This is a genomic window from Psychromonas algarum (genome assembly GCF_004376845.1).
Taxonomy (GTDB): Bacteria; Pseudomonadota; Gammaproteobacteria; order Enterobacterales; family Psychromonadaceae; genus Psychromonas.
The window spans coordinates 88,878-111,456 of the sequence record NZ_SNUW01000006.1 but is presented as its reverse complement, the minus strand read 5'-3'; the positions used below and the strand labels follow the sequence as shown (position 1 = coordinate 111,456).

The 22,579-nt window shown below is 36.9% G+C and carries 15 protein-coding genes and 1 other RNA gene; 7 read left to right on the top strand and 9 right to left on the bottom strand.

Going from position 1 to position 22,579, the window contains the following annotated elements; translation table 11 throughout:
- Window positions 1-206: 206 nt before the first annotated feature.
- From E2R68_RS06920 to E2R68_RS06905, 4 genes are read right to left on the bottom strand one after another with little or no spacing between them, the layout of a single operon-like run.
- Window positions 207-809 (bottom strand): BON domain-containing protein, encoded by a 603-nt coding sequence (locus E2R68_RS06920; protein WP_134276776.1) that lies wholly within the window; start codon window positions 807-809, stop codon window positions 207-209.
- Between the two features lie 7 nt (window positions 810-816).
- Window positions 817-1,404 (bottom strand): D-sedoheptulose-7-phosphate isomerase, encoded by a 588-nt coding sequence (locus tag E2R68_RS06915; protein ID WP_208380152.1) that lies wholly within the window; start codon window positions 1,402-1,404, stop codon window positions 817-819.
- A gap of 8 nt (window positions 1,405-1,412) precedes the next feature.
- On the bottom strand, window positions 1,413-1,781 hold the full coding sequence (locus E2R68_RS06910; protein ID WP_134276774.1) for a YraN family protein: 369 nt from the start codon (window positions 1,779-1,781) through the stop codon (window positions 1,413-1,415).
- Window positions 1,750-3,954 carry a penicillin-binding protein activator gene (locus E2R68_RS06905; RefSeq protein WP_134276772.1) on the bottom strand — a complete coding sequence of 735 codons (2,205 nt, stop codon included), beginning with the start codon at window positions 3,952-3,954 and terminating at the stop codon, window positions 1,750-1,752. The genes E2R68_RS06910 and E2R68_RS06905 overlap by 32 nt, the downstream gene beginning before the upstream one ends.
- 119 nt (window positions 3,955-4,073) lie before the next feature.
- On the opposite strand from E2R68_RS06905, the gene rsmI reads away from it, so the two are divergent.
- On the top strand, window positions 4,074-4,934 hold the full coding sequence (rsmI, locus tag E2R68_RS06900) for a 16S rRNA (cytidine(1402)-2'-O)-methyltransferase (RefSeq protein WP_134276770.1): 861 nt from the start codon (window positions 4,074-4,076) through the stop codon (window positions 4,932-4,934).
- Between the two features lie 40 nt (window positions 4,935-4,974).
- Window positions 4,975-5,343: RNase P RNA component class A (gene rnpB / locus E2R68_RS06895), an RNA gene on the top strand.
- A gap of 202 nt (window positions 5,344-5,545) precedes the next feature.
- Here rnpB and E2R68_RS06890 read toward each other — a convergent pair.
- Both E2R68_RS06890 and E2R68_RS06885 read right to left on the bottom strand, forming a co-directional pair.
- On the bottom strand, window positions 5,546-6,727 hold the full coding sequence (locus tag E2R68_RS06890; protein ID WP_134276768.1) for a zinc-binding metallopeptidase family protein: 1,182 nt from the start codon (window positions 6,725-6,727) through the stop codon (window positions 5,546-5,548).
- An 89-nt stretch (window positions 6,728-6,816) separates the two neighbouring features.
- The gene (locus E2R68_RS06885) at window positions 6,817-7,593 is read right to left on the bottom strand and encodes an SHOCT domain-containing protein (RefSeq protein WP_134276766.1); all 777 of its coding nucleotides are present in this window, start codon (window positions 7,591-7,593) and stop codon (window positions 6,817-6,819) included.
- 527 nt (window positions 7,594-8,120) lie between these two features.
- Between E2R68_RS06885 and E2R68_RS06880 the strand changes: the two genes are divergently transcribed.
- The 5 genes from E2R68_RS06880 (at window position 8,121) to E2R68_RS06860 (ending at window position 17,396) form a co-directional block, all read left to right on the top strand.
- Window positions 8,121-11,432: a transglutaminase family protein gene (locus E2R68_RS06880; protein ID WP_134276764.1), complete on the top strand. Its 3,312-nt coding sequence runs from the start codon at window positions 8,121-8,123 to the stop codon at window positions 11,430-11,432.
- A 125-nt stretch (window positions 11,433-11,557) separates the two neighbouring features.
- The gene (locus E2R68_RS06875) at window positions 11,558-14,068 is read left to right on the top strand and encodes a circularly permuted type 2 ATP-grasp protein (protein WP_134276762.1); all 2,511 of its coding nucleotides are present in this window, start codon (window positions 11,558-11,560) and stop codon (window positions 14,066-14,068) included.
- The gene (locus tag E2R68_RS06870) at window positions 14,065-14,943 is read left to right on the top strand and encodes a transglutaminase family protein (protein ID WP_134276760.1); all 879 of its coding nucleotides are present in this window, start codon (window positions 14,065-14,067) and stop codon (window positions 14,941-14,943) included. Before E2R68_RS06875 ends, E2R68_RS06870 begins: the two co-directional genes overlap by 4 nt.
- Before the next feature lie 49 nt (window positions 14,944-14,992).
- Window positions 14,993-16,453, top strand: a complete 1,461-nt coding sequence (locus E2R68_RS06865) for a circularly permuted type 2 ATP-grasp protein (protein ID WP_134276758.1) — start codon at window positions 14,993-14,995, stop codon at window positions 16,451-16,453.
- A gap of 1 nt (window position 16,454) precedes the next feature.
- A complete protein-coding gene (locus E2R68_RS06860) occupies window positions 16,455-17,396 on the top strand; it encodes an alpha-E domain-containing protein (protein WP_134276756.1) in 942 nt (313 codons plus the stop codon).
- A gap of 352 nt (window positions 17,397-17,748) precedes the next feature.
- Here E2R68_RS06860 and E2R68_RS06855 read toward each other — a convergent pair whose 3' ends face one another.
- The 3 genes from E2R68_RS06855 to cydD all read right to left on the bottom strand — a co-directional run bounded on the left by E2R68_RS06855 (window position 17,749) and on the right by cydD (window position 22,205).
- Window positions 17,749-18,393, bottom strand: a complete 645-nt coding sequence (locus E2R68_RS06855) for a pyrimidine 5'-nucleotidase (protein ID WP_134276754.1) — start codon at window positions 18,391-18,393, stop codon at window positions 17,749-17,751.
- A 218-nt stretch (window positions 18,394-18,611) separates the two neighbouring features.
- Complete coding sequence (gene cydC / locus E2R68_RS06850) at window positions 18,612-20,390, bottom strand: heme ABC transporter ATP-binding protein/permease CydC (RefSeq protein WP_134276752.1); 1,779 nt, start codon at window positions 20,388-20,390, stop codon at window positions 18,612-18,614.
- 3 nt (window positions 20,391-20,393) lie between these two features.
- Window positions 20,394-22,205 (bottom strand): heme ABC transporter permease/ATP-binding protein CydD, encoded by a 1,812-nt coding sequence (cydD, locus tag E2R68_RS06845; RefSeq protein ID WP_134276751.1) that lies wholly within the window; start codon window positions 22,203-22,205, stop codon window positions 20,394-20,396.
- Between the last annotated feature and the right edge of the window lie 374 nt (window positions 22,206-22,579).

Here is a 22,579-nt window from a genome sequence, read left to right as displayed (position 1 = left end):
GGAGTGAATTATCACTCCTTTTTTATATCTTGAATTTGAGGTTATGCCATTACACCCATAGTCGTAATAGTAATAACAATCAAAGTAAATAGCTAATCTATTTCACTGGCTAAAAACAACTCACTTTTTCGTTATAAATTTCGTAAAGGAAACAACCATTTACGCCTCGAATTGAATTGTTTTTTCTGTATACAAGTGACTTAGTCTTATTTATTTACAGCCTTTGAAGGTTTAGGTGGAATGATCTCAAATACTCTGATCACCTGTTTAACACCATCGATATTACGCGTAATATTTGTTGCATAATTAGACATCTCTTGAGTGACTTGCCCAATTAAAAAGACTTCTGAATTTTCAGTAACTACTTTAATTTTTAGTGGATTCACTTTGTCATGGCTAGTTAATTGGGTTTTTACTTTAGTCGTTAACCAGCTATCTTTAGTCTGTTGCAGTACGCCAATAGGAGATCCAATGCGTAATTGGTTATAAACACCTTTTGTTTCTTTTAATTGACTTAATGCATTTTCAATTTTATTGCTCGTTGCTTGATCATTAACCTGACCAATCAATAAAATATAACCATTATTTGTCACAATATTAATGCGTATATTTTTATTGTTGTAGCTATCTAAAGCGACAACAGTATCAATAGCCTTAACCGATAAATTATCATCATGAACTTGCTGCGATACGCTACGTTCATCACTGCTGACCGTCACAGCTGCACCTGCTGCCACAATCAAACCACTTGCACAGCCTTGTAATAATAAACTTAATAAAAGAGGTAAAATAATACGTGTTGCTTTCATAACTTTCCTAATACTGTGGGAATAACTGTTGGTCTATCAAATCGCTTAAACAGTTCACGACCAACAGGTGAATTTCTTCAATACGAGCACCTTTATCACTTGGTGCTCGTATTTCTATGTCATCAGTTCCTAATAAGCCTGCAATTTCACCACCATCAACACCCGTCATTGCAATAATCTGTAGGTTCTTACTTAACGCTGTTTCAACGGCTTTCACCATATTGCGGCTATTACCACCATGACTGATAGTGACTAACACATCACCCGGCTGTGCTAGTGCTGATATTTGTCGAGCATATATCTGATCAAAGTGGCTATCACTTGCAATAGCTGAGACTAATGATGAATCAGAGGTAATAGCGATAGCAGGCAGTGCAGGGCGCTCTGTTTCATATTTATTGAGCAAATGAGAAGCAAAAATTTGTGCGAGTCCTGCGGCACCACCATTGCCACAAATTAATAATTTATGTCCATTAATCAGGCAATCTTTTAATAATGTTGCTGCTGCTTCAATTTGTTCAGGTAAAGCTTCTGCTGCGACAATTTTAGTTTGAATACTTTCTGCAAAGTGTGCTTGAATTTTTTCGTTAATCATCTTAATTATTACTCTTGAAAGGCATCTTGTATCCATTGCGGTTGAGTTGTTTGCTCACTGATAGCAACCACATCAAAACGACAATAGGGTTCATTATCAAGCTGTGATAAATAATGTTTTGCTGTTTTAATTAATTTATGTTGTTTTTGCAGTGTGACGGAAGCTGTTGCACCGCCATAGTCTTGATTTTTCCGATAGCGTACTTCAATAAAAACTAATGTATCTTGATCTGACATAATTAAATCAATTTCACCAAATCGACAATAGAAATTTTGACACACGAGTGACAAGCCTTGTTGCTTTAAAAATGCTAAGGCTTGTTGCTCGTATTTAACACCTCGAGAATTACTGGCTTGAAGTAGGCGCGGTAACTTCAACTAAACTACCTTCTTTGTACTGTGCCCAATCTAACTTACTGTTTAAACTATTACTTTTATCTAGGGTTAATTCACCTACTAATCCTTGGTAATGGTAACCATCAATCATTTGTAATTGTTTTAATTGCTCTATTAAATTGTAACTATCGTAACCTAATGCGAATAAACGCAAAGTACGGAAGCGTTGTTTAGGCCAAATCGCTTGAATTTGTTGATTTATCTGTCCTTTATCATTCATTAAAAAAGCGATGTCAGAGAAGGTTAAACCTGTTAGTTCTTTGTTTTGAGTTTGTGTTAAATCAGCATCATGGCTACGTGAACTTGCATATAGCGGAATTGATTTTGCAAATGGACTGATTGTTACAGCAAGAAAAGGTTTTAATAAAATTAACTCACTGCGTCGACCTACTATATAGATGGCATCTACATCACGTCTGCTTCTTACTTCTGTTTCAAGAGAACTAGATACGATTGCTTTCATCTGATTAATACGTTGTTGGCTTTCATCTGTTTGCATTGCATCTGCGGTGAATTTAGCAAATTGTGATTTCGCTGAAAATAAATGTGTTTCAGCAGGGTAGCTTTCTATTGTTTCATCTGATTTTTCTTGTTGCTCTTGATTAAGTACTTGCCAACGATCTTCAAATGCTTTTGCTACTCGACGTCCAAAATCAGATTTAGGCGCTAGGATAAGTGGTTTTTTATGTTGATTTTGGAAAATAATATCAGCGGCTTGTTCTGCTTCATTTTCTGGTGAAAGTGGAAAAGCATAATGTAATGATGAACCTTGTTTATTATCTTCATTTGCTAATTCAGACGTTGGGAAAGCATTTAATGCTAAAACCGGAATATCTTCTACTAAAGGTAAAAATGCTTCTAAATTTGGTTTTAACAAAGGCCCAAGAATAAAATCAATATTCTGAGCATACATTTGATCTGCAATCTCTTGCATGGTCATTTTTTGAGTATCAAAGAACAATAAACTTGGTGGTGCTAATTCAGTGTCTACATTTTCATTAATGGCTATATCACCTGAACCTTGAGACCCAGTTTTACCTTTATTACTTCCATTCGCTATGGCGAGTTGCTCGTTATGCTCTTTTAATTTTGCCTCTTCTATTTTTAGCTGTTGTTTTAAAGCGACTTGATTATAAAACGCATGGCTAATACCATATTGTAATGCTTGTGCTGGTTTTTGGAATCGCCCTGATAAAGGTAATAAAACCGCTACTTTGGCTGGTTGATATGGACTTGCCTCTGGAATATTACGTAAAGGCGTTGGCATAAATTCAAGAACAGGATGAGTTGGGTATGTTTCTTCCCATATTTCTAATGCGCGCAGTAAACGGTTTGTGCGTAATCGGTCTCGTTGATAAAGAGCTGCTAATGAATACCAACCTTGTACAAAAATCTCATTTTTACTTAATGCAGGTTTAGACTCTTTGTCTGTTTCCGTATTCATTTCAGCTTCTATTTTCGCTAATTCTTCAGCTAAAGCTGCATCACTGCTAGCGCCCTTTTTGTTTGTTTTATTATCACTCTGTTGCTGACTTGCTTTTGTATCAGTGCTTAGTTTTTTCTTTTCAAATTGATTTAACACGGCAGGATCTAACATGATCAATTGATTGAATAACATGTCATTATATTTTTGTTTATCGACATCATCCGTTAATAACGGCGTTAATTTTAATAAAGTATCTGAAGCTTCTTGATATTGTTTATTACGTATTTGTAATTGTGCTTTTAGCTTTAAATAATGAATATTCGCTGGCATAGACAATAAACGTGCATCAACATTTTTAAGTGACTTCATTGCTTCTACTAATTTATTTTGTGCGTATTGATTATCTGCAATTAGTAGGAATAAATTATTTTTCTGTTGTGCAGTCAGTACTTTTTTCTGTAAATGTTCAATTACAGAATCAGCTAACACGAATTTTTTTTCTTTCGTTAATGCTTGTACAGCAGCTAATTGCCAATCACTATTTTCTTTTTCATCAACTAGATCAGCTTCTTTTAATAGATATTCTGCATTTTCAGAAAATTGACTAAAAAGTACTGGTGGTGTTTTTGCTTTACCGCCAAGACCAGAACAAGCAGAAAGAAGAAGCAAAAGGCTAACCGCAATAAAGGGAAGGTGTAAGGTACGTTTAGATAAGATTGCAGTGTTCAAATTTTTGTCCTTTTTAATCAAGCTAATTCGATATCAGTTTTCAGATAGGTATCAAGATGTCTATAGTGTAATATTGACGACATAGTTAAACAATCCTTAACACTTTATTAGAGCGTATTATGTCTGAAAATGATCAATTAAATAACGAAGTAAGTGCAAAATTGTACATTGTCGCCACTCCTTTGGGCAATATTAGTGATATTACTTACCGTGCTGTTGAAATATTAAAAGGGGTTGATTTAATTGCTGCAGAAGATACACGTCACAGCGGTAAATTATTAAGCTATTATCAAATCAGCAAACCCACTTTCCCGTTGCATGATCATAATGAACGTCAACGCGGTAATGTTTTAATTGAAAAAATTAAAGCAGGGCAATCCGTTGCACTCATTTCAGATGCCGGCACACCATTAATTAGTGATCCTGGTTATCATTTAGTAAATGAATGTCGCGAAGCGGGAGTTGATGTAGTGCCTGTCCCGGGAGCTTGTGCTGCAATTACTGCCTTGTCTGCTGCAGGGTTACCTTCAGATAGATTCTCATTTGAAGGTTTTTTACCAGTAAAAGAAAAAGCAAAAACAGAAAAGCTGACAACGTTAGCTGAAGAAACACAAACCATGATTTTTTATGAATCTCCACGTCGTATTCAAGATACTGTTAAACACATTATCAATATCATGGGAGCAGAACGTAAATTAGTTATTGCGCGTGAATTAACCAAGATGTTTGAATCTTATTATGTTTTACCTGCAGGTGAAATGCTTGATTGGTTAACACAAGATAGCAATCATTGTCGTGGAGAATTTGTATTGATGGTGGCAGGGGCAAGCAAAGAGCAAGATGCCTTGTCTGTTGAAGCGATTAAAACACTGACTTTATTAAAAAAAGAGTTACCGCTTAAAAAGGCAGCAGCAATAACTGCTGAAATTCATCATTTGAAGAAAAATGACTTATATAAGTGGGGATTAGAGAACTTATAACACTTGTGATCTGTATCCGCTTTGCCGTATAATCCGCCGCGGAGTTGGCTAGATCGTCGCCGCTTTTATTATTTCGGTTTACCGTCATATTTAAAAGGGGAGGAAAGTCCGGGCTTCAAAGGGCAGGGTGCCAGGTAACGCCTGGGTAGCGCGAGCTAACGACAAGTGCAGCAGAGAGGAGACCGCCTGCTAATTTATTAGTAGGTAAGGGTGAAAGGGTGCGGTAAGAGCGCACCGGCTAATGGGTAATCATTAGTGCAAGGTAAACTCCACCCGAAGCAAAACCAAATAGGCTTCCTGAGGCATGGCCCATGCTGGAAGCGGGTAGGTTGCTTGAGCCTGTGAGTGATTGCAGGCCTAGACGAATGACGATTCACGACAGAACCCGGCTTATCGGCCAACTCCAACCATTATAAGAAACGCTATCTAAGTAATTAGGTAGCGTTTTTTTACATCTAAAATTTAAATTTCTTGGTGATTGCAGGGTATTTACCGACGTATGCGAATGACGGTACATGACAGGCCTCGGGCTTATCGGCTAACTCCAACCATTCTAGTCTCTTTTTATTTTATATAAACAGGGGTTTTTTCGTTTTAGAGTGTTGTATTTTCTACTTTTCTTGCTCTTCTTTTATCACTTCAATCGTTGGCAATAAATGTAATTTATCGTGTATCGCGTGATGAATAAAAGTCAACTTGGTGCGAACGGCTTGAGTTAATAGAAACGGGTAAGCATCAGGCAATCCCATACTTCTATTTAACGAATTGAGCATTACGGAGAAATCTACCCAGGTATCCAAAATACTTGTAATGTCGGTCTGCCTTCTAAAATAGCGTGTATCTTGAGGTAAGTTTAAGTCATTAACTTCTTCAGTTGTTTCTTCAACGCTAGTTGTTGATCCTGTCATTGAAAAATTTTGTGCTGTTTCTAGTGTGTCGATGATATGCATGTAATGCGCCCATGTTTCAGCCCAATCTTCATAAGGATGCATGGTCGCGTATTGGCTTATAAAAGTGCCTCGCCAATTATTAGGAGCACCATGCTCATAATGATGTTCAAGCGCTTCTTGGTAATCTAGTTCATCATCACCAAAGTATTGTTTACATAAAGCCCATTTTTCTGGCGATGGCACAATCAGTTGGTCAAAATAATAGTGCCCTAATTCATGGCGAAAGTGACCCAATAATGTTCTGTATCGTTCACCCATTGCACTCTTTGTTTGAGAGCGGGCTACATCGTCTGCTTCAGCTAGGTTGATGGTGATATGACCACAATCATGTCCCGTAAACACCATTTCTTGTCCTTCTATTGGACTCGCAAAGTGATCTTTAACATTTCGGTCGGTAATAAAGTCAAAACTTAAACCTGTTTCTGGATTTTCAGTAATAGTTTGCAACGGGACTTTTAATGATTTGAGTGTATAAAGTGCACGACGTTTTGCCGTTTCCATTTTCTTCCATAAAGGAATATGTTCTGCAATACTGAGGTCTGGTATTGTTTCATTAAAACGACAAGCAAAACATAGTATTTCGTTATTATCAGGATCGGCTACCAATGTGCTGATATTCACCATGCCATTACAAGCATTGAACTGTTCATTATTATCACATTTTTTGTAATGTACATCAGGTTGCTTTGCTTTAAAAAATAGACCTGTTGTCGTATTAAATTGATAAGGTTCTACGTGATTGAAATTATCATCAATACCTACTGTTGTATCGCAACGTAGACAACGATTACTTTCAAAAAATAAAATAGGTTTGTCTTCACAAGTACACTGGAACGTTTTCATTGTTAATACCAACCATATACGCTTAAGGTTATTAACCCTTTTTCTACTGATGATAGAAAGGGTTATATTATCGGGTTAGAGTTGTTTTATTAGCTTTGCTTTAATAGTTCTGTTTTCTTCGCATTAAATTCATTTTCAGTCAATACCCCTAAGTCACGCAACTCTGCTAGTTTTTTGATGATCTCTATCATTTGATTCGCTGATTCATATTGTGTGTTATTAATGTCACTTGTCGGCTCTGGCATTTGTTGTGGTGCTGTCGTTGCTGCTTGTGTTACGTAGGGCTGTTGAACTGTATCTGCAAAATTAGTCTGTGCTTGAGGTTGACCTGATACTAATGGCAAACTGTTTACATTAATCGTTCCCCATTGGCTACTAAACGTCAGGGAATCATTGCCTCCTTGCTGTTGGCTAACACCACCAATATTGTGATCTAATGTATCATAAACTAATACTTGCCCATTTAATTCAACGGCTAATCGCTGAGGAAAAACTGCATAACGTATATTGTTTTGTGCTCCGCTACTAAAAGGGCTACCTAAATCCATTGGCCACCATTGATTACTGCCAGGCGTACCTGCTTCGACAGCTGGAAATATTTGATTGTTGGTTAAGATATTAGCGAGTTCATTACACAGATTATCAACTGTGTTTTTTAAATTGCTATTAAACATATCACCAACCATTGTCATTCCACCTTGCATCCATTGGCCTGAACCACCTAATTCAGGGCAATTGAATTGCGCCATTGAACAACCGCCATTATTAACTGCAACTAACATGTGAACGACTGCATCGTGACTTAAGCCATAACGTGACACTATATTGTTAACTAAATTTTCACCGGTATTTGTTAGCTTTTGCATAAGGAAATATCCTATTAAATTGAGTAGGCTGTTAAGGCCTTAGAAGCGGATTAATTAATACGCTTTGTGACTATTTAAAAGACTTTATTAAGAAATACAAAGACGTTTTAAATACTATGCCATGATGACCGGTTTTATGTACAGTAAGCGGTTAAAATATGTGCGTATGATAGCATTGTTCATCTGCTTAATCGCCGTTTTATTGTGAACTATTTTTTATTTTTTTTGGTTTGTTATTTATATTCAATAAAGCAATGATTAAATTGCAAGAATTGCTATAACGTTTGCTTTTCATACGGATTTTAGTGCTATTGTAGTGCGTTCTTTGCACCATTCAGGACGAGGTTTAAGTTTTCATTATTGCCTATCCTAGTGAAAAGGCTTTTAAATAGGCTATTTAAGCAATTTAGCAGGACAAAATATCTATTTTATTTAAATGGAATAAATATTGCAGTGCAATAAAGACAATATAAATTGTATGCTCATGTTATTTATATAGCTGTATATCATTAAAGGGGAATTAGTCGATGACAATTACTGTTGGTATTTCACACCATACCGAATATAAATATGACCGTTCTGTGAATATGGGGCCGCATATATTTCGTTTACGTCCTGCTCCTCATAGTCGTACTAAAATTAAAAGTTATTCTTTAAAAATAACACCAGAAGACCATTACATTAATTGGCAACAAGACCCGTTTGGTAATTACCAAGCTCGAGTCGTGTTTAATGAGCCAACAACTGAGTTTAGCTTTACTGTTGATTTAGTGGCTGAAATGACGGTTATTAATCCCTTTGATTTCTTTTTAGAAGAGTATGCGGAAGAGTTCCCTTTTGTTTATGACAAAATATCAAAAGCTGAATTGGCGCCTTATTTAAAGAAACGTAAAGCCAGTCCCAAATTATTAGAGTTAATCGCTTCTTTAATACCTAAGGAGCCTATTCGTAGTGTTGATTTTCTAGTTGCTGTTAACCAAGCTATTTATGAACTTGTTGGTTATGGCATCCGTTTAGAACCGGGTGTACAAACACCTAATGAAACGCTTTCTAAAAAGACCGGATCATGTCGTGATTCAGCTTGGTTATTAGTACAGTTATTCCGTCATTTAGGCTTAGCTTCTCGCTTTGTTTCTGGCTATTTAGTGCAGTTAACTTCCGATCAAAAATCATTAGATGGCCCAAGTGGTCCAGAAGAAGATTTTACTGATTTACATGCTTGGACTGAAGTGTATATCCCTGGTGCTGGTTGGATTGGATTGGATCCAACTTCTGGATTATTTGCTGGCGAAGGGCATATCCCATTAGCTTGTACACCTGAGCCAAGCTCTGCTGCACCGGTAACGGGCGGCATAGATGATTGTGAATCTGAATTTAGTTTTTATAACAAAGTAACACGCGTGCATGAAGATCCTCGTGTAACTAAACCTTATTCTGAAGCACAGTGGTCTGCCATTAATCGTTTAGGCCAAAAGGTCGATAACCTTTATGATGAAGAGGGTATTCATTTAACCATGGGCGGGGAGCCAACTTTCATCTCTATTGATGACATGGAACACCCTCAATGGAATACTGAAGCGGATGGCGAAGAAAAAAGAGTATTAGCCCACCACCTATTTTTAGAAATGAATAAAGTCTTTACTAAAGGTGGTTTTACCCACTATGGACAAGGTAAATGGTATCCAGGTGAACCTTTACCTCGTTGGCAATACGGTTGTTATTGGCGTAAAGATGGCGTGGCGCTCTGGAAAGATTCCAGCTTATTAGCCGATCCCAATAAAGACTATAAATTAGATCATACCGACACAAAGAAATTTGCAGAAAAATTAAGCGACGCATTAGGGTTAGGTAAAACTGCCTTGACTACAGCTTATGAAGATATTCTCTATCATCTATGGCAAGAAGCGTCTTTGCCAAAAGAAGTTGGTCCCAAACAACCTGAACTATTAGATGCTATGAGCCGAAAAGGTTTCTTGGCTAAAATGGAAAAAGGCATAGAAAAACCAATTGGTTATGTGCTGCCTTTACAGTGGAATGACAGTAAACATTGCTGGCAGTCTTGTATTTGGGAGTTTAAACGTGGTCACTGTTTCTTATTACCCGGAGAATCTCCGTTAGGTTATCGCTTACCGTTAGACAGTTTGCAATGGTCAGATAATATTATCGACCGCGACCCTTTTGATATTCCTGATAGTTTTGCTAAAACCAAGAAAACGAAAAAAGGGATTATTGGTAAAGAGATGATTAAAACCGCGCTGGCGCTTGAAGTCAGAGGCGGACGTTTGTATATTTTTATGCCACCAACAAGTCATTTTGAACATTATTTAGCGATTTTAACGGAAGTTGAAAAGGTCGCTAAAGCATTATCAATCCCTGTCGTTATTGAAGGATATACTCCCCCTAAAGATAGCCGTGTTGATAAATATGCAGTGACACCTGATCCGGGTGTTATTGAAGTGAACATTCATCCGTCTAAATCGTGGGAGCAATTAGTTGAACGAACCACAACCTTATATGGTTTAGCTAAACAGTCACGTTTAGGCACTGATAAGTTTATGGCTGATGGTCGTCATACGGGGACCGGGGGGGGGAACCATGTAACCTTAGGTGGTGAAACGCCTGATCAAAGTCCATTTTTACGCCGACCTGATATCTTAAGAAGTTTCATTACTTATTGGCAGCATCATCCGGGATTATCTTACCTATTTTCTGGTTTGTTTATTGGCCCAACGAGTCAAGCGCCACGAGTAGATGAAGCCCGTGATGAAATATTGTATGAGTTGGAAATTGCCTTCTCACACATGCCTGAAGGCGAAGTACCTGAACCTTGGTTAGTGGATAGGTTATTACGTAATTTATTGGTGGATTTAACGGGTAATACACACAGAGCCGAGTTCTGTATTGATAAATTATACTCACCAGATTCTGCGACTGGGCGTTTAGGTATTGTGGAATTTAGGGGATTTGAAATGCCTCCTCATGAACAAATGAGTTTGGTACAAATGCTATTATTGCGTACTTTACTTGCTTGGTTCTGGAAAAAACCTTATCACAAACCACTAGTACGTTGGGGCACAGAATTACATGATAAATTCTTACTACCACAATATGTTGAAAATGATTTAGCAGAAGTGACCCGTGATTTACAGCAAGCAGGCTTTGGCTTTCAATTAAGTTGGTTAAATCCTTTCTTTGAATTTAGATTCCCTGTTTGTGGTACACGTGAACTTGATAATGTAACGTTAGAGTTAAGGACTGCTATTGAGCCTTGGCATGTATTAGGTGAAGAAGCGACAGGGTCTGGTACAGCACGTTATGTTGATTCATCATTAGAAAGGGTACAGATAAAAGTACAAGGCACTATGAGTGATCGTTATATAGTGACTTGTAATGGTCGTCGAGTTCCGTTGAAAGCAGTTAAAGGTAAAGCAAAAGATGAAATGGTTGCAGGTATTCGTTATCGAGCATGGCAACCTCCAACAGCATTACATCCAACCATTGGCGTACATGCTCCGTTGACTTTTGATTTGATTGATACGTGGGAAGGCCGTTCATTAGGTGGTTTTGTTTATCATGTAAGTCATGCTGGTGGACGTAACCCTGAAACATTACCGGTGAATGCTTTTGAAGCAGAAGGACGACGAGTTGCACGTTTTTGGGAGTATGGCCATACACCATCGTTATTGAGCTCGGATGAGCCAAGTTGGGTACCGTCTGCTGTGACACATAGCTTTAAAAATGCTGGTGCAGTTAGTGAGTTTGTCGCTCCTGAAGAGGAAAGCACTAATCAAGATTATCCAAATACCTTGGATTTACGTCGACAACCAGCCTTTAAATAAGCATTAATAATTGTATCATTTCACTTTAAAATTAATTAAAGTGGAATGATCAATTCTTTCCAATCCGTACTATATAATGACAATTATTTACTCAACATTTTTCTTAAATATGGAGTGCGATCAGCTTGTATATTAACAATACGACTATGCCTGAATGGTTATCCTTATATCTTGATAAATCACATCAACATGATGAGTTAGTTAACCATAGTGGTGTTAACCTAGAGCATTGGAATATTTTATTTAAAAGCCTATCTTCCTTGACCGCAGAAGATGTAAATAGCCGCGCTATTGAAATCAGTCAATTATTACAAAATGGCAACATCAAGCATGAACGTAATCAACAGTGGCAATTTGATCCATTACCTTTCATGTTCTCTAAAGATGATTGGAGTTCAATTGAAGCTGGTGTAAAACAAAGAACAATATTGTTAAATAAAATTCAGGAAGATCTTTACGGTGACCAGCAATTATTGATTGATGGTTCGATCCCAGCACAACAACTATTCCAAGATAAAAATTACCTCAGAGAAGGTTTTAGCTTACCAAGTAATGAACTAAAGTTATTTTTTAGTGCCGTTGATATCTATCGAACACCCACAGGTGAATTCAAGGTGTTAGAAGATCATTGTCAGTGTCCACTGGGACTTGGTTTGTTATTGAAAAGTCGTATTATTGCTCGCCGCGTGATGGCTGAAGAGTTTGCTGAATGCCATGTACAGCAGATTAAAAATTTTTTAAACTCATTCCAAGAAACCATTAATGAATATACGCGTTACATGGATGATCCCCGAATTGTTATTCTCACCCAAGGTATAGACGATCCTAATTTTAATGAGCATGCTTTTCTCTCAACTTACTTTGGTTATACGCTAGTACAAAGTGCAGACTTAACGGTTAGGAATGGGGAGGTATGTTTAAAATCGTTACAAGGCTTAGGTAAGATAAACGTAATTCTTCGTTGGTTACCAGATCGTTGTATCGATTCATTAGAGCAAACTGAATATTCATTACATGGTATTCCTGGTTTATTACAAGCGGTACGGGAAAATTCGGTTAAAGTATTAAATCCCTTTGGTAGTGGGGTCTTATCATCGTTAGCAGTGCAGCGTAATTTAGCCTTTTTATCAGAAAAGCTACTTCAGGAACCACTGTTATTAGGGCAATCGACTTATTATGAAAGCACAGAAGTTACGCCGCTAGACTGGCCTTTACTTGAACTAAGAAGTTATCAAGATCCCACATTTAAATTGGATGGGAGTGATGATGCTAAAGCGATCAAGTTAGCAATTGATAAACAGCCTGAAGACTATTATTTTCAAGACAGACCCACTTTAAGCACCGCTCCATTTTGGAGTGGTGGCCAATTAATTTCAAAACAGGTAGTTTTTCGATGCTACGCATTAACGACAGAACATGGCGTAGAAGTATTGCCTTCCGCATTCTGTTTTTCTAATGATATTAGCCATTATTCTAAAGTTTCTGGTTGGATAAAAGATACTTGGATTAACACCAATGCCGTAGATGATATTGTTGAACCCATTGCGCCTATTCCAGTACGTAAAAGAATGGATGTAACCTTATTAGAAGGTGTTATTTCTAGCCGTACAGCGGAACACTTGTTTTGGTTAGGGCGTTATTTAGAACGATGTGAAAGTACCGTACGCATTTTACGTGTTTTTATTGATCGTTACACCGAACTGTCTGTTTACTCAGATGTAATGCGACAAACTATCATCACACGATTATTTACCGCAATTCGTTCACAACAAATTGTTTATCCGTATATTGAGCAAGAATTCGTTTTACAAGAATGTACGCTTGCACAAGCAAAAGAGATGGCGTTTCAGTTATTAGCCGATGAGCAATGTGCTGGTAGCATTATTAATAGTTTGAAATACTTATCTAATGCGGCTGCGCAAATTCAAGAATTATTGTCTTACGATAGTCGCCGTATTATTGATGATATTAACGAGCAAATTGATGCATTAAAAGCATGCACAGTGAATAGACCATCACGTGCTTTGCAAGCGAGCATAGATAAAGTGATTGGCTCTATTATGGCATTTAATGGTTCAATCACGGATTGTATGCCGAATAGTAATGGTTGGTTCCTTTTAGAGATGGGGCATCGTGTAGAGCGTAGTTTGCAAATCATTTCTTTAAGTCCTGCTTTATTGAGCGATGAGTTAGAAGAATCAGCTGAAATAGGGTTATTGGAATCTATCTTAACGTCTCAAGTTAGCTTGGTAACACATAAACGCCGTTATAGAATGCACCAAAGTATCGGGACGGGGCTTGAACTCTTATTGTTAGATGCGGAATATCCTCGTTCACTCTTATATCAACTAGAGCAAATTAGTTTATTGTGTCAACATTTACCGACTAAACGACGCCCAGGTGTAATTGCTGCACATGAAAAGGCTATTTTACTCTCTAAAACAACTTGTTACGTTACTGAGAAAGATTATCTTCAAAAAAGCACTGATGGCAAGCGTGTGCAATTAATTGAATTCAATCACCATATTCGTAGTAATCTTGATACTTTTTGTGATGTATTATTACTACAATATTTTTCTCATACACAAACGGCTAATAAATTGAATTGGACCAATATTGAGCAAGCTCAATCGTGAAATATAAAATAAAACATTCAACTACTTATCGGTATGCAGATTTTGTCAGCTTGTGTCAGAATCAGGCGCGCCTAACACCAAAATCTAATCGTTTACAAATATGTCATAACAGTCATATTGAGATTTTGCCACCGACGACTTATTTACAAGAATATACTGATTATTTTAATAATAAGGTAACGGTCTTTGAAATTGCTAAACAGCATAAAAAGCTCACCGTGACTATGGTCAGTGAAGTGGAACTGTTCGCACCTCAAAGCCTTGATTTAAGTATCATTGATATGCCATGGGAAACCGTCCGAGATTTATTAACGGTAGCCAATACTCCCACCTTATTAAAAGTCTCTGAGTTTGTATTACCTTCGCAATTTACTCCTTTAGAAGCAGGCATTAAAGAGTATGCGCTGACGTCATTTACACCGGGATTAAATTTAATTGAAGCCTGTACTGACTTAATGGCACGAATATTTCATGAGTTTCACTATGATCCTGGTTTTACTACGATTAGCACACCTTTAAGTGTCGTTTTTGCACAAAAAAGGGGCGTTTGCCAAGATTTTGCACACTTTGCGTTAGCTTGTTTAAGAAGCATCGGCTTAGCGGGAAGATATATCAGTGGATATATTGAAACGCTTCCACCAGAAGGTGAAGAAAAGCTAGAAGGAGCGGATGCTACACACGCATGGTTTGCGATTTTTGTTCCTAATTATGGTTGGGTTGATTTTGACCCAACGAACAATGTATTACCGACTAATCAACATATTACTTTGGCAGTTGGACGTGATTTTTCTGATGTCACTCCACTGAAAGGAGTTGTGTTTGGTGGTGGATCACAATTATTAGATGTAGCAGTAGATATGATTCGATTAGAGTAGCTTTATGACAACATATTAAATTATGAGTTAATACGAAGGCGGTAAGTGTATGGAAATTGATTGGAAAGCGTACCAAACGAATGGTTTTTTTGATGAATTGATTGACGCCAAAGGAAACGTCAGGACACATGGAAAACAGTTAGCTCAGTTTTTTTCTAATTTATCGGCAGAAGAGTTAACAAAAGCAAGATCGGTCGCTGATTTAGCGATTAAAGAGATGGGGATTAGCTTCACTGTTTACAATGAAGGTAATATGATTGATAGGGCTTGGCCTTTTGATATCATTCCTCGCACTATTGGTAAAAAGGAATGGCAAGGTGTCGAAGTTGGTTTAAAACAGCGTGTTGAAGCGTTAAACCTATTTATTGATGATTTATATCATGACCAAAAAATTATCAAAGACGGTGTCTTTCCTAAAGGTTTATTAGAAAAGTCTGTAAACTTTCGCCAACAATGTGTTGGTATCAACCCTCCAAATAAAATATGGGCGCATATTTGTGGTTCCGATCTAGTTCGAGACGGTAATGGCACCATGTATGTGCTTGAAGATAATCTCCGTGTTCCCTCTGGTGTGTCTTATATGCTTGAAAACCGCTCAGTTATGAAGCGTGTTTTTCCTGAATTATTCGAACAAGCGTCTATTTTACCCGTCGACGATTACCCCTCCCAATTATTTGATATGTTAGCTGCTATGTCTCCTCGACCTCAAGATAAACCTGAAGTTGTAGTGCTAACGCCTGGTGTTTTTAATTCAGCTTATTTTGAACATTGTTACTTAGCTCAAGAGATGGGCTGTGAACTGGTGGAAGGCCGCGATTTAGTGGTAGAAAAAGATGATTGTGTTTACATGAGAACCATCACAGGTTTGCAGCGTGTAGATGTTATTTACCGTCGAATTGATGATTTGTTTTTAGATCCAGAAGTGTTTTTACCTGATTCACAATTAGGTGTTCCTGGACTAATGCGTGCTTGGTCAAAAGGTAACGTTGCATTAGTCAACGCACCTGGCGCTGGGGTTGCAGATGATAAAGTGGTTTATGCTTATGTGCCTGAGATCATTAAATATTACTTAGGTGAAGACGCAAAAATTGCAAACGTACCAACCTATAAATGCCTTGATCCTGTTGAGTGCGATCACGTGATTAAAAATATCGATAAATTAGTGGTCAAACCCGCTAATGAATCGGGTGGTTATGGGTTATTAATAGGCCCTAAATCTACCAAAAAAGAGCAACAAGCGACTATCGCACAAATAAAAGCAGATCCTCGTAACTGGGTTGCTCAACCAACATTAGATTTATCAACGGTTCCAACATTAGAGTCAGATGGTATTACCCCTGATGGTCGTCATGCTGATCTCAGACCATTTATTTTATCGTCAGGTAAAGACACTCAAATTACAACAGGCGGATTAACACGTGTTGCCATGGTTAAAGGATCTTTAGTGGTAAATTCATCACAAGGTGGTGGCAGTAAAGATACGTGGATTGTAGACGAGGAGGCTAAATAATATGTTATCAAGAGTTGGTGAAACTTTATATTGGGTATCTCGTTACATTGAGCGTGCAGAGAACGTAGCTCGTTTAATTAATGTAAATAATATGTTGATGATGGACTTACCTAAAGGAGTAAGTACAGGGTGGGAGCCTTTAATTGATATTATTGGTGCGCGTACTGCTTATCAAGAAACACATACAGATTTTTCTGAGCCCAAAGCCTTACGCTACTTGTTAGTAGGAAAAGATAATTATTCTTCCATCTTAAACTCTATTATCTCAGCCAGAGAAAACGCTCGCACAATCAGAGACGTGATCCCTAGAGATGTTTGGGAAGAGATAAACACCTTATATTATTATGTAAAAGACAATCAAAGTGAGGGGTTAAGTAAGCGCGGAAGATTTGCTTATTTAAAAAAAATTATTGGTGCAGCACACCAAATATTTGGCGCTTTAGATGCAACCATTAACCATGATGTAGGGTATACCTTTATTCGTCTTGGATTAATGATTGAGCGCGCTGATATGACATCGCGTATATTAGACATTCGCTCCGAGACTTTAATCGTTAGTGAAGAAGCTAAACCGTTTGAAAATATTCAATGGATCAGTTTATTACGTTCATTAAGTGCTTATCAAATGTATCGCCAAGAGATGGGGGTACGCGTTCAACGTCCTGATGTAATTAAGTTTGTGTTGCATAGTCAGGTTTTTCCAAGGTCGATAATGTATTGTTTGCAGGAAGTAAAAGCGTTAGTGGGGCCTTTGCCTAATTCAACTGAAATAATGGTATCTATTGATAAAGCAATTGATGAATTAAAAGCAGATGATGTTGGGGTATTGAAAAAAGGCTATTTGCATGATTATATGGATCAAATTCAGATTAAACTGGCTAGCATCCATAATGATCTTGCAGAACTGTATTTCTTAAAGCCACCAGAACAAAGCACTTTGTAAATATTAACTTTTAAAAAAGAAAGCCTACGTACTTGTATAGTAGGCTCTCTTTTATTCCCTACCTTTTACTACTCATACTTTCTGAATATGTTCTCATTTTTAAAATAACAAACTTTTATTCCCATCTTAATTTGTATTGTTTTTTATTAACTTATTGATGTTTTTCAGTTTAATGTGTGGCTGTTCTGTATTTTATGCTTTTTACATGGGGTGCAGGATTTATCCTGCTTTTGTTAAAGAGACATTCACTCTCTTATCCAAACCATAAAAACCTTTCTTAATGCACCTGTTTAATTTTCTTGATGCGATTTAAACCTGAATAAAAACCTTACTAATTGCTAATTATTTTTGACTACTTTGTTAACGCTTCTACAAAATTGGGTAAGTCTTCTGTTTTATAACAAGCATCGTGTTTTTCTATGTCACTTCTGTTGACTAAAATAGTGCTCATTCCTAGTGCTTTTGCAGTAGATAGATTTGATACTTGGTCATCATAAAAAGCGGCATCTGTAGCCGAAAAACCAAAATGCTGGCAAATTGTATTAAATGCATGTGGATCAGGTTTCATTTTATAACCGGTTAACTCGACACTAAAAATACCATCAAAACAGTCATATAAATCAATATGTTTTAAGACCCTTGTCGCATAAGGTAATGGTGAATTAGTAAAAACATAACGTGATTTTTTTAAGGCATGTAATGCTTCTTTGAGTTTGCTTGCTTTTTCAACTTTCTCTAAATTAACCTGATGAGAGAATTCAGAAAACTTAGTGAGGTCAACACTTGGATAATGTAATTGAATGCCTCTGATTGTGCCGCCATAGATCTGATAATAGCTGTCACATAGTGCATTAGATTCTTCAATGGAGATTGCAAGTTCATTGCTAATAAAGCTGCGCATTCTAGGTGCTATCTGTTCTAAAATAGCATTTTTAGGATGATACAAAGTATTATCAAGATCAAACAGGTGAACATCACGCTCTAATAATGGGCTCAAACTATTACCTCTTTTGGATTAGTAAATACAGATACTAGCACTGTTTATTTCAAAAGTTTAATTTGAAGTATTTGGAGATTTTTTACAGTTTGTAATTGCAGCTAATTATTATGTGATTGCGAGGCTATTACACTTTTAAATATAATCGAAAGCATTAATTTGACGACCCTAAGGGCCGCCTAATGTTTTGTGAGTCTATTAAAAATAGAGGAAAATAATTAATTCAGTTTTTGATACAGACTGGCGTAATATTTATCTTTGCTTAATAACTCTTTGTGCTGCCCTGAAGTACGAAATTTTCCATTTTCCATTAAATAAATGTTATCCATTTGTTCGATTGCAGTTAATCTATGACTGATCATTAATACTGTTTTATCTTTTGCAAATTCGAATAAGAGTAAAAGAATTTCCCTTTCTGTACGTTTATCTAAACCTTCTGTTGGTTCATCTAATAGCAGTAATGGCGCATTGCGTAATAAGACTCTGGCAACGCCAATTCGTCTTTGCTCTCCACCTGAAAGTTGCCTTCCACCTTCGCCTATCCATGTATCCAGTGGGTTATCCCCTTGTGTTAATGTTGATAACCCTACTTTTTCAAGTATTTGGAGCAAGTGTTGATCATTTTCTGCTTGAGCGGCATTTTGTTCAGCATAAGTGGAAAATTTAGGGAACTCTTTTTGAGCTAAGGTTAAATTTTCTCTTAGTGTGCCTGTAAATAAATAAATACGTTGGCTGACAATGGATAGCCCATCGGTTAAAGCTTGTTGGCTATATTGATTTACTGCCACATTATCAATATATATGTTGCCAATACTGCTTTCCCACTCTCGAGTGATTAACGCAAATAACGTTGATTTTCCACAGCCTGTTGGGCCTAATAGAGCGACTTTTTTCCCTGCGGGAATGGTTAAGTTAATTCCTTCTAGAATATTTCCCCCTTGATTTTGGTAAGCAAAACTGATTTCTTTGAGCTGTAATGCCCCTTGTGTAATAGTAGCTGTATTGTGGTTATTAAAAGTAATGTCAGGTGTTTGCTGGACTAAATTGTTGATACGTTTACTGGCATCTACGCAAGATGATAAATGTTGAAAAGCACCTGCAATCGGCATTAACATTTCAATACAAGCAAGTGCCATAAAAGCTATCATCGCTAGCATTGGGCTGGCAATTTGATGCTCTCCAACACCTGATGCTGCAACATAAAGTACTAATACCATAATGGTGCCATGGCATAAAATGAGTGCTGCTTGGCTGAATGCGGTGATATTTGCCATTACTCGTTGGCTGTCTAATAGTGCTGCTTCTGATTGTGATAGTTTGAGACGAAAACGTTCACTGGCTGCAAATAATGATATTTCAGCTAAACCTTGTACAAACTCTAATATTTGAATACGTAGTATGCGCTTGCTTTTTAATTGTTTGATGCCGGAGTTGCGGCCAAGTAAGTAGAAAAACCAAGGTAAAAATAACCACACCAATAATAAACTACCACATAAAATAAAGGCTAATGCAGGATCTATCCAAGCAACAAATAGATACAGACAAAGCAACATGATTAAAGATGACAACAAAGGAGTGATGAGTCTTAGATAAAGATGATCTAGTGTGTCGATATCAGTCACTAAACGATTTAATAATTCACCTTGTCGTAATCCTTGCATATTGCGCGCACTGAGAGGCATGATTTTTTTCCATGCCCAAACACGTAATTGTGTTAATAATTTAAAAGTCGCTTCATGTGTTGCTAAACGTTCACCGTAACGACTAGCGGTTCGTGCGATAGAAAGAAAACGCACACCACCACTGGGTGTGAGGTAATTAAATGCTTGTGTTGTCAGTAGTGTTAATCCAGCAACAGCCGATGCCGATAAAAACCATCCTGAAAGTGATAACAAACCAATTCCAGCCATTAATGACACAATACTTAAAACCAGACCTGCCAGCATCATTAACCATTGTTGTTTAAACAATTTAATAAAAGGAAGTAAGCTTTTCATTGATTAGACTCCTTTAATCATAGTAGTCATTGTTTCAATTTTATCTGTTTGCATTTGTTTAAATAGTCCAGGAAGTTTATTAAGTTGTTCTACTTTACCTTGCTGAACAATGACTCCTTTATCTAGCACTAATACATTATCCATTTGACTTAGTTGATCAATGCGATGTGTCACCATTAAACAGGTTGCCGATTTCATTGCTTCCTGTAGTGACGTTAATATGGCTTGTTCACTATGTCTGTCTAAACTGGCTGTTGGTTCATCTAATAAAAATAAGGGAGGTGATTGTGCTAATGCTCTGGCTAATGCAATTCGCTGTGCTTGCCCAACAGAAAGTCCTGACATTTGCTCGCCAATTACATGCTCTAAACCAAGCGGTTGTTGTTCAATGAAATCGAGAATGTTAGCTTTCTCTAATAATGATTTAACTTGCTCATCAGATATATCTGGGACTGCCATGGCAACATTATCTCGTACCGTGCCATGAAAAAGCTGTGGATCTTGACCAAGCCAAGTCAGTTGAGTACGCCAATGAGCCAGTGATAGTTCATTTAATTCAATACCATTGACTTTAAGTGAACCTTGATAAGGTAAAAAACCGAGTAATGCATTTAATAAGCTACTTTTTCCTGCTCCACTAGGGCCAACAACGGCTATGTGTTGACCTTTATTAAGTTGAAAAGTGAGTGGGCCTGCTAAGGTGATCCCTGAATGACTTTTTACAATAAAATCTGTTGCAATAAGTGTAATACCATCCTTTTTATTGATTGTTTTTAAAGAAGAAGGATGAGCAATATCAGAATGTTTAGAATGACTTTCTACATGATAATTTAATAGAGCCATTAGTTCTTCAGCGGCTCCAATGGCTTGAGCTTTGGCATGATAATGAGTACCCATATCTCGAAGAGGTTGATAAAATTCAGGGGCAAGCATTAAGACAAACATACCAGTAAATAAAGTTATACCGGCACCGTAACCACCAAAATGCAATTCACCTAAAAAGCTAAAACCAAAATAAATGGCTAAAACTGCAATTGAAACAGCAGCAAAAAACTCTAATACCGCAGAGCTTAAAAAAGCGAGTCGTAATACTGACATGGTTTTTTGACGAAATGATTCAGATGCTTTTTCAATTTCTATACCTTCAGCTTCTCCTCTATTAAATAGCTTTAATGTATTTAATCCTTTTAAGCGATCCATAAAATGACCACTGAGTTGAGATAATGCTTTGAAGTTTTTACGATTCGCTTCCGCCGCTCCTGTGCCAACTAATATCATGAAGATAGGAATCAAAGGTGCGGTTGTTAATAATACTAAACCAGCTGCCCAATTGAGTGGAAATACAACGATTAATATAGTGATTGGAATAAAACCTGCTAATAACATTTGCGGTAAATAACGTGCATAAAAATCATGTAAATCTTCAACTTGTTCAAGCACAATGCTTGCCCAACTTCCCGCTGGTTTACCTTTGATGAAAGCAGGGCCTAATTCACTTATTTTATCTAATACCGCGTTACGGATATGTAAACGCAAACGTTTTCCAGCTTCAAAACTGCAACGTTCACGTGCAAAAGCGAGTAAAGCGCGTATCGGGATTAATGCAATTAACGCTATAAATTCATAGTTAAACGCTGATTTAGGAAGCTGCTCCATAATAATGCCATGCAAAATAGTGGATATTAAATAAGCTTGAATAATTAAAGAAAGGCCGGTTAATAGACCAAATACCACTGTCAAATGAAGATAAAACCCGCATGCTTTTTTTTGTTTTTTAAGCCAAGAAGTTAATTCTTTTTCTAGAGGTTTATCCATTTATTCTGACCTTTATATCTTATTTATTTTGTAATTAATTTTGGAGGGGGCAGTTTAGCGAATAATAGTCTCTATTAGCTAGTAAAAGTGATCTGTTGATGCTGTTGTATTTTGAGAAGATTAGAAAAAAGTATTTGTTTTAATAGCAAAGCAGGGGAAATCATATAAGCCAGTTTATTTTTTGAGTCTATTTAGATGCTAAATTAATTATTCTGATCTTTTCCTCATTATTTTCTGCCCTAGTCAAATTTACCTTCGCTTTCATGAGCTGTTTTTACTGACAATGTTAAGTTTTTTAATTATGTATTACCTGTTTTTTACCTTTAATATTCATGGCCATTTATTTTATTTATTTAAGTGTTAAAGTTTTGTAC